Origin of the sequence: Wenyingzhuangia sp., assembly GCF_039768515.1 — a bacterium.
In the GTDB taxonomy this organism is placed as follows: Bacteria; Bacteroidota; Bacteroidia; order Flavobacteriales; family Flavobacteriaceae; genus Wenyingzhuangia.
In genome coordinates this window covers 1-9,486 of record NZ_JBDNAI010000114.1, presented here as the reverse complement: position 1 = coordinate 9,486, position 9,486 = coordinate 1, and the positions used below count along the sequence as shown (strand labels likewise).

General features: G+C 34.7%; 9 protein-coding genes and 1 tRNA gene. 3 read left to right on the top strand and 7 right to left on the bottom strand.

Annotated features, from left to right (window positions below; genetic code table 11):
* Positions 1-171: 171 nt before the first annotated feature.
* From ABF281_RS07410 to ABF281_RS07395, 4 genes are all read right to left on the bottom strand, one after another.
* Complete coding sequence (locus tag ABF281_RS07410) at positions 172-1,968, bottom strand: chloride channel protein (protein ID WP_347181043.1); 1,797 nt, start codon at positions 1,966-1,968, stop codon at positions 172-174.
* Positions 1,969-1,996: 28 nt separating this feature from the next.
* On the bottom strand, positions 1,997-3,751 hold the full coding sequence (gene aspS, locus ABF281_RS07405) for an aspartate--tRNA ligase (protein WP_347181042.1): 1,755 nt from the start codon (positions 3,749-3,751) through the stop codon (positions 1,997-1,999).
* 139 nt (positions 3,752-3,890) lie between these two features.
* Positions 3,891-4,997 carry an alanine racemase gene (alr, locus tag ABF281_RS07400; RefSeq protein ID WP_347181041.1) on the bottom strand — a complete coding sequence of 369 codons (1,107 nt, stop codon included), beginning with the start codon at positions 4,995-4,997 and terminating at the stop codon, positions 3,891-3,893.
* Between the two features lies 1 nt (position 4,998).
* Positions 4,999-5,583, bottom strand: a complete 585-nt coding sequence (locus ABF281_RS07395; RefSeq protein ID WP_347181040.1) for a thymidine kinase — start codon at positions 5,581-5,583, stop codon at positions 4,999-5,001.
* Between the two features lie 115 nt (positions 5,584-5,698).
* Here ABF281_RS07395 and ABF281_RS07390 point away from each other — a divergent pair, with 115 nt between their 5' ends.
* Entirely contained in the window at positions 5,699-6,385 is a 687-nt protein-coding gene (locus ABF281_RS07390) for a hypothetical protein (protein ID WP_347181039.1), read from the top strand.
* A gap of 5 nt (positions 6,386-6,390) precedes the next feature.
* Positions 6,391-6,999 (top strand): DUF4254 domain-containing protein, encoded by a 609-nt coding sequence (locus tag ABF281_RS07385; protein WP_347181038.1) that lies wholly within the window; start codon positions 6,391-6,393, stop codon positions 6,997-6,999.
* 31 nt (positions 7,000-7,030) lie between these two features.
* Here ABF281_RS07385 and pth read toward each other — a convergent pair whose 3' ends face one another.
* From pth to ABF281_RS07370, 3 genes are all read right to left on the bottom strand, one after another.
* Entirely contained in the window at positions 7,031-7,615 is a 585-nt protein-coding gene (gene pth / locus ABF281_RS07380; protein WP_347181037.1) for an aminoacyl-tRNA hydrolase, read from the bottom strand.
* A 140-nt stretch (positions 7,616-7,755) separates the two neighbouring features.
* Positions 7,756-8,340: a 50S ribosomal protein L25/general stress protein Ctc gene (locus ABF281_RS07375; protein WP_347181036.1), complete on the bottom strand. Its 585-nt coding sequence runs from the start codon at positions 8,338-8,340 to the stop codon at positions 7,756-7,758.
* Positions 8,341-8,348: 8 nt separating this feature from the next.
* Positions 8,349-9,290, bottom strand: a complete 942-nt coding sequence (locus tag ABF281_RS07370; RefSeq protein WP_347181035.1) for a ribose-phosphate pyrophosphokinase — start codon at positions 9,288-9,290, stop codon at positions 8,349-8,351.
* A 113-nt stretch (positions 9,291-9,403) separates the two neighbouring features.
* Between ABF281_RS07370 and ABF281_RS07365 the strand changes: the two genes are divergently transcribed.
* Positions 9,404-9,485 (top strand) — tRNA-Leu (locus ABF281_RS07365).
* The last annotated feature ends 1 nt before the right edge of the window (position 9,486 follow it).

Genomic DNA, 9,486 nt, shown 5'->3' with positions numbered 1-9,486 from the left:
TGGCATTAAGATTAGAGTTAAAACCAAGACTCCAACTCCAATAAACATTGGCCCTTTTGTGTTCTCTATTAGGAAAAAATAAGCACCTAAAGACCACAAAACCACTACGATAATCAACAAAACTCTTAGTAATACTTTCATAGGAAACTTCGTTTATAATATGGCTTTTGATTAGGAAAAATCGCTAGCCATAATTAATTTTCTTCGGTAAGCGTTTAGTAACCTAGATTTAGAAATAAATCCGTAATATTTTCCATTTTTGATAACCGGTAGATTCCAAGCTGAGGTGATTTTAAATTTTTCCATAATGACTTCCATAGCATCTTTTTCATATTCAATGACCTCGGCTGGTGACACCATTAAATTTGAAACGATCGTATTTTCGTACAATTCACTATTAAACATGATTGGTCGAATGGTATCCATGTGTAAAACACCTATCAATTCATCAAAATCATTAATTACAGGAAAATTATTTCGTTTAGATTTTATAATAACTTCGTGAACCAATTCTCCCAACGTCATTTTAGGTTTGGTCATCATAAAATCTTGTTCTATTACCTTATCAATATCCATCATCATCAACACATTTTTGTCTTTATCATGTGTCATCAATTGTCCTTTTTTTGCCAATTCAGAAGTGTAGATGTTGTGAGGTATGAACTTTTTCGTAATTAAAAACGAGATAGATGACACAATCATTAAGGGTATAAATAAATCATATCCTCCAGTAATTTCTGCAATCAAGAAAATAGCAGTTAGAGGAGCATGTAAAACTCCCGCCATTAAACCTGCCATTCCTACCATAGCAAAGTTGCTTTGAGAAACACTGTGTGAAATTATTTTGGTGTGATTTACGATAATAGCCACAACATATCCAGTAATACTACCAATAAATAAAGTAGGTGCAAAAACCCCTCCGATACCACCTGCCCCAAAGGTTAATGCCATTGCTATTACTTTGAAAAGGATAAGTCCGACCAACAATCCAACAATCATCCATATGGTGTCAGCTTCAGTGTTAAATATGTTGTTTTTTAAAATTTGAGAAGCATCACCTCTTAGAACGGCATTAATAGTTTCAAAACCTTCACCAAATAGCGGCGGGATGAAATATACAATTACACCGATCAAACTACCTCCGACCAAAAGTTTATACCATGGGTTTTCAATTTTTTTAAAAAAATCATGAAACCAAAAATATACTTTAGTGAAATAAATAGATACAAGTGAACAACCAAGCCCAAGAGTAATGTAGAAAATCACATCATTCAATTCAAAACTTTTTGAAACCTCGAAGTGGAGTAATACTTCATCTCCTAAAAAGAAATAAGAAGTTAGGACTGCTGAGATAGAGGCTAGCAGTAAAGGAATCATTGAGGCTAATGTCAGTTCTAGACTAAAAATCTCTACTGCAAATACAATGGCTGCAATAGGAGCTTTGAATATTGAGGCCATAGCACCAGCTGCGGCACAGCCCACTAAAAGTGTTCTAGATCTTTGGTCTAAATGGAAAACTCTCGCAAAATTTGATCCAAGTGCGGATCCTGTAGCTACAGTGGGTCCTTCTAAACCAACAGAACCTCCAAAACCAACGGTGAGTGGTGCGGTAATGACAGAAGCCCACATTTGGTAGCGATGCATAATTGATTCTCTTTTTGAAATCGCATAAAGAGTGGCAGGAATTCCGTGTCCTATTTTTTTTCTAATGATATAGGTTACCACCAGTAAAGTGAGCGATAATCCTATAATTGGAAATACAAAATAAAACCCAATATGGATATCTTTGATAAATCCTGTTTTGAGCGATTTAAAAATATAATGAGTTAAGTTTTTTAGCGTAACGGCTCCAATACCTGCCAGTAGACCAACAATGGTACTTAATATGTAAAGAAAGTTTTCTTGGGAAATATGTTTGTATTTCCAAATCAAAAATTGATTTAATAAACTCCTTTTTTTTTGTGGCATGGCTATCCGGTTTAGATCCTGTTAAATATTAATTGTTATCAGTAATATTTATTTGGAGTTCAGTTAAAATTTCATCAGAAACTACAGCGGGCGCATTGATCATTACATCTCTACCTGAATTGTTTTTCGGGAAAGCAATAAAATCTCTAATGGTTTCTTGGCCTCCTAAAATAGAGACCAATCTGTCCAAGCCAAAAGCAAGACCTCCATGTGGTGGAGCGCCATACTCAAAGGCTTCCATTAAAAAACCAAACTGTTCTTTTGCTTCCTCAGGGGTAAAACCTAAATGCTTAAACATCATTTCTTGAGTAGTTTTGTTGTATATCCTGATAGAACCTCCTCCTATTTCGTTTCCATTTAAAACCAAGTCATATGCATTAGCTCTTACTTTTCCTGGGTCAGTATCGAGTAGATCTATATCTTCTTTTTTAGGACTTGTAAATGGGTGATGCATTGCATGGAATCTTTCAGATTCTTCATCCCATTCAAGCAATGGAAAATCTACAACCCACAGAGGGGCAAATTCGTTTGGTTTTCTCAGATCTAATCGTTCTGCAAGTTCCATACGCAATGCAGAAAGTTGTGCTCTTGTTTTGTTAGTGGATCCAGACAAAACACAAATTAGATCTCCAGGTTTAGCATTAGTTTCTTTTGCCCATGCAGCTAAATCTTCTTGGTCATAGAATTTATCCACAGAAGATTTAAAAGAGCCATCCTGGTTACATTTTACATAGACCATACCTGAAGCGCCAACTTGAGGTCGTTTGATCCATTCAATCAATTTGTCTATTTCTTTTCTCGTATACTTTTCTCCTCCTGGAACTGCAATACCAACTACCAATTCAGCATTGTTAAACACGTTAAAATCTTTATGTTGAGCAACAGCATTCAGTTCCCCAAATTCCATCCCAAATCTAATGTCTGGTTTGTCGTTTCCATAAGTTTTCATCGCGTGATCAAAAGTCATCCTTGGGAAGTCCCCCACAGTTGTGTTGTTAACTTTTTGTAGCAAATGGCGGGTCATACCTTCAAAGATGTTCAAAATATCTTCTTGATCGACAAATGCCAATTCACAATCAATTTGAGTGAATTCGGGTTGTCTGTCTGCACGTAAATCCTCATCACGAAAACACTTTACAATTTGGAAGTATTTGTCCATTCCACCCACCATTAACAACTGCTTGAAGGTTTGAGGGGATTGAGGTAAAGCGTAAAATTCACCTGAATTCATTCTAGATGGCACAATAAAATCACGAGCCCCTTCTGGAGTTGATTTGATCAAGTATGGAGTTTCTATTTCGATAAAATCTTGATTTGACAGATAGTTGCGCACTTCTTGAGTAACTTTACTTCTAAAGATCAGGTTGTTTTTCACTGGATTTCTTCGAATATCTAAATACCTATATTTCATACGGAGATCTTCCCCTCCGTCTGTCTTATCCTCAATGGTAAAAGGAGGAAGTTTCGCTTCATTTAAAAGGGTAAGTTCTTTGACTAAAACTTCGATGTCACCTGTCGGTATTTTTTTATTTTTTGCTTCACGCTCAATAACAGTCCCTTTTATCTGAATTACAAATTCTCTGCCCAATGTTTTTGCCTCGTCCAGAATTGCTTTAGGAGTTCTTTCTTCATCAAAAATAAGTTGAGTAATTCCGTATCGATCACGTAAATCCACCCAAATTAAGAATCCTTTATCTCTAGATTTCTGAACCCAGCCAGATAGGGTAACTTCTTGGTTTATATTTTCAATTCTTAATTCTCCGTTAGTATGACTTCTGTACATGTTTGTGGTGCTTCTATTTAAAAGTTCAAAGTTACTTTTTTAATTCGATGTCTGAAAGGTAAAATGATCTTTGTCGATTCTTCTTAACTTCAAAAACAACTTACTTTGTTTCATAAGATCAAGAAACTCAAAATAAAAATTATTTGATAAAAACTCGCTGTATTCGTTGTGATATTGCAGTTAAAATTTCGTAAGAAATAGTTTGGCAAATCGCGGCAAATTCTTCTACTGTTTTTTGTTGATCAAATACAATCACTTCATCTCCTTCTTTGCAATAGATGTCTGTGACATTGACTAAAATCATATCCATACATACATTTCCAACTGTTTTTGCTCTTTGACCTCTGATGGTGACATATCCATTTCCACAGCCCAAAGGTCTAGAAAAGCCATCGGCATGTCCTATAGGGATAATCGCTATTTTCTCTTCTTTAGAAGTTATGAAAGCTCGATTGTAGCTTATACTTTCTCCTTTTGGAACTGTTCTTATTTGGGAAATAATAGATTTTAGATTGGCTACGTTTTGTAACTTTTCTGTTTCTTTTATGTGGTTTCCAAATCCATATAATCCAATCCCGATTCTTACCATATCAAAATGAGCATCTGGATAGTTTATGACTCCAGAAGTATTGCTCATGTGCACAAAAAAAATGTTTCCTATTGATGAACGCAATTGTTTGACAATATTTTTAAACGTTGAAATTTGCTGTTCGGTAAATTCTATTTCGTTTGGGTCTTCACTTGCTGAAATATGTGAAAACACCGAAGTAATTTTAACGTTTTTGTTGTTTTTGATAAGTTCGATAACTTGGTTAATTTCACTGTGATCAAAGCCTAATCGATTCAGTCCAGTATTAAACTTTAGGTGAATAGGATAGTTGTCTAAATCATTTTCTTTGGCAAATGCTAAAAATTTTTTTAAAGTATGTATTGAATATAAGTTAGGTTCTAACAGGTGTTCGACAAATAACTTATAGTGTGCTACTTGAGCATGTAAGACTAAAATAGGTGTTTTGATCCCATTTTCTCTAAGCTTAACACCTTCATAAGCATAAGCAACTCCAAAGTAATCAACGCCTTCTTTTTCTAGCGTATTTGCAAGAGTTGTAGGTTCTAATCCATAAGCAAAAGCTTTAACCACAGCTAGTGTTTTTGTTCCGGGTTTGGTTTGGCTCTTAAAATACTGATAATTGTATTTAAGAGCAGTTAAGTTGATTTCTAGCTTGGTTACATGATGATTTTGCATTCTAATTTTTGGTTTCATTTGCCTTGTGAAAAGCAGCTCTACTTAAAGGTTCATAATCTTCATTTTCCCCTAGCATTACTAGATTTTTATTTTTGTTTTTACGATGGCTATAATTGGCTAAATTTCCAGTTTTTGTGCAGATAGCGTGTACTTTCGTTACATATTCTGCAGTTGCCATCAAACTTGGCATGGGTCCAAAAGGATTTCCTTTAAAATCCATATCAAGACCGGCAACGATAACCCTAATTCCTTTGTTAGCTAAATCATTACAAACACTTACAATTTCATCGTCAAAAAACTGAGCTTCATCTATGCCAACAACATCTACATCGGTTGCTAGTAGTCTAATGTTAGCTGCTGCTGGAACTGGCGTAGAGCGAATATATTTTTCATCATGAGAAACAACGTTTTCATCGTCATAACGAGTATCTACAGTTGGCTTGAAAATTTCTATTCGTTGTTTTGCAATTTGAGCTCGTCTTAATCTGCGGATTAATTCTTCAGTTTTTCCGGAGAACATAGAGCCGCAAATGACTTCTATCCATCCAAATTGTTCTTTATGATTTACGGTGTTTTCAAGAAACATTTTGTATTTTTATCGTTGTTAATAAATCTTAGATTGCTTTGTTATCTTCAAAGATATGTATTACAAATTTATCAAATTAAGTCTTACACGCTAACCTAAATTGATCAAAGTACAAATGCAAAAGAAACTAGAATCAGAATTGATGAGTATTGCTCATGAAATTTTACAAATGAAAAATAGGAATGACTTAAAAGCGTTAAAACAGAAAGCTTATGAGACCTATGAGAAACTAGCAGTGTTGAGTTATATTGAACGTTTTGTTGCAGAAACGCCAGAGAACACAAAAACAATAGAAGAACTGGCTTCAGAAACTTTTGGTGAATCAGCAAATAATGAAGATAGAGCAATAAAGATGACTGAAAATATTGATGAACAGCCTTCTGCTCCTCAAGAGAAGTCTTTTGTGAAAAAGAAGGTGACTAAGGCAAAAAAAACACCAAAGAAAGAGTCAGATCATTTACAATCTTCTCTAGAGATAGAATTTGGTCCAACAGTTTCTTTAGATGTTACGACTGATTTGTTTGAAAATGCTACTCGAGTCGATGCAGAAAAGAAAATTCAAGAGGTAGTTGTAGGCCAAAAGAACTTGCAAATTGATTTAAATGATAGGATTGCTTTTGTGAAGCATTTGTTTGTTGAGAACCAAGAAGATTTTAATAGAGTGGTTTCTCAAATAAATACGTTGTCTACTGAAGAAGAGGGCTTAAACTTCCTAAAAATGGTAAAAAAAGAGTATGATTGGAAAGGAAAAGAAGATTATGAAGAAAGATTGATTTTATTAATACAAAGAAAATTTAATTAAAGAAGATGAGTTTGAGAGCAAAAGATTTTAATGAAATATTTGATGCAGTGATTGCTAAATATCATGTCATAGATGATGTAGACCAACTTTTTCAAAATCAGTATGAAAAGGGTAGTTTAGCACATTTGCTATACAGGAAATGTTGGATAGATACTGTTCAATGGCATTATGAGGATATTATTCGTCTTCCAGAAATAGATCCTATAGAAGCTTTAGCATTGAAAAGAAAAATAGATGCTTCGAATCAGGACAGAACAGATATGGTAGAGTATGTAGATAGCTATTTTTTAAAAAAATATGAAGAGATAGTACCAAAGTCGACGGCTAAAATAAACTCTGAAAGTCCTGCATGGGCCATAGACAGGCTTTCTATTTTAGCTTTGAAAATATATCATATGAATGAAGAGATTGTTAGAGAATCTGCTTCGGTGAGTCATCAAAAGGCATGTCAAATAAAACTTAATATTTTATTAGAACAGAGAGTTGACTTGTCTATTGCAATAGATGATTTGATTGCGGATATAAAAAACGGAGACAAGTATATGAAAGTTTATAAGCAAATGAAAATGTATAATGATGATGAATTAAATCCAATGTTATACCAAAAAAAATAAAAAAAGCCTCAAATCACATTTGAGGCTTTTTTTATTTGAGATCTTCTATTTGTTTGCCATTGTATTGATTCATCGTGTTGTTGATGCCTGCCGTACCGAAAGATAAGATGAGTTTGGAAGCGTTGTCAAGGAGTTCAGGAAAGTACCTTAGTTCGTCTTTGTCCCATGTTCCAAGAACATAATCAACTTGTTTTCCTTTGCCAAACATGGCGCTAATTCCAAACCTAAAACGAGCATAATTTTGATTTCCCAGTTTTTCATTGATGTCTTTTAACCCGTTATGGCCACCGGCACTTCCTTTGGCTTTTAATCTAAAAGTTCCAAAATCAAGATTCAAATCATCTGAGATGACTAAAATATTTTCTTGCTGTATTTTTTCTTTGGTCATCCAATATTTAACAGATTTTCCACTAAGATTCATGAAGGTAGAGGGCTTCAATAGGACAAAAGTTCTTCCTTTAAATTTAAAGGTTGCGAGGTCACCTAATTTGTCCGTTGTAAAAACAGTATTTTGTTGATTTGCTATTCCATCTAATATTTTAAAACCAATATTATGCCTAGTATTCTCGTACTTTGGACCTATATTGCCTAAACCAACAATTAAGAATTTTTTCATGGGCTCTACGTTTGACATTTGTTTGGAGGTTAACCATTTAGAGAGGAGTGACCACATCTTTTTTTTACAAATATAAGATTCTAATGCATAAAAAAAGAGCGTTACATTAGTAACGCTCTTTTAAATTGTTTATAAAAATTTTACTCAGCTACTTCTTCCTCTTCTGAAGCCGCTTTAGCAGCGTTTCTAGACATTCTTACTTGAGCAACAACAGTATTGTCATTGTGCAGTACTTGATACTTGTCGTTTCTTAATCTAGATGCATAAAATTTATTACCTATTTCTAGTTCAGTAACATCTACATCGATAAAATCAGGTAGGTTTGCAGGAATAGCTTTAACTTTTAGCTTACGTAAATTTTGACGTAAAGCACCACCCATAGCAACTCCTTTAGATTTTCCTAAAATTCTCACAGGGATATTCATAGAGATCTCTTTGTCTGCTTGTAGCTGGTAGAAATCGGCATGAATGATTCTGTCATGAATAGGGTGAAATTGAATATCTTGTAAGATGGTTTCAATTTTTTTACCGTTTACTTCAATCGTAGCTGTATATACGTTTGGTGTGTAAACTAAGTTTTTGAATTGTTTTTCATCTGCTGAAAAGTGTAAAACTTTGTCCCCTCCGTATATAACGCAAGGTACCTGTCCAGCATTACGTAAGGCTTTAGTCGCTGACTTACCTACGCTTTCTCTTTGAGATCCTGTGATTGTAATTGATTTCATAATATATATTAAATGATAAAATTATCCGTAATTGACTTGAAGTTCTGAACTTTCTCCATTACCTCTGCAAATAAGGGAGCGCAAGATAGGACTTTTATTTTAGAATTTGCCTCTTTTAAAGGAATTGTATCTGAGGTGATAAACTCGGTTAACTTGGAATTTTTAATTTTTTCATGTGCATTACCGGATAATAAAGAATGAGTTACAATTGCCCTCACACTCAAAGCACCTCGTTCTATCATTAGATCAGCAGCTTTTGTTAGAGTTCCTGCGGTATCAGCCATATCATCCACCAACACAACGTGTTGTCCTTCTACATGTCCAATCAACTCCATATGTGATACAACGTTTGCTTTAGCTCTTTGTTTGTAGCAAATAACAACATTACTTTTTAGGTATTTAGCATAAGCGTAGGCCCTTTTTGACCCTCCCATATCTGGGGAAGCAATCGTTAAATTGTCTAGCTTCAAACTATCTAGGTATGGCAAGAAGATTGTTGACCCATATAAGTGATCTACTGGTTTTTCAAAGAATCCTTGAATTTGGTCTGCATGTAAATCCATTGTCATTACACGAGTAGCGCCGGAAGCTTCAAGTAAATTAGCAACCATCTTAGCTCCAATCGCAACACGGGGTTGGTCTTTTCTATCTTGTCGAGCATAACCAAAATAAGGGATTACTGCAGTGATGTGTTTTGCAGAAGCTCTTTTACATGCGTCTAAAATCAGTAAAAGTTCCATCAAGTTGTCAGCATTTGGAAAAGTAGAGCCGATAATAAAAACTCTCCTTCCTCGAACAGTTTCGTTAATGATGGGTTGAAATTCGCCATCGCTAAACCTAGCTACGGTTAAATCTGCCAGTTCAGTTCCATAATGTTTGGCAATTGATTTCCCTAATTCAATACTTTGCGTGCAAGCAAAGACCTTTGGAGTTAGTTGATTTACAGACATTTGAGTTGTTGTTATGTTTGTTGGTTTAATTTCACCACAAAAGTAGAATTTTTTTTCGTTTGATTCGTGTGAATACTTCGATATTTTTTTACATTTGCACTTCTATCGACTTTGCCTAGGTGGCGGAATTGGTAGACGCGCTGGATTCAAAATCCAGTTTCTTCGGAAGTGCGGGTTCGATTCCCGCCCTAGGTAC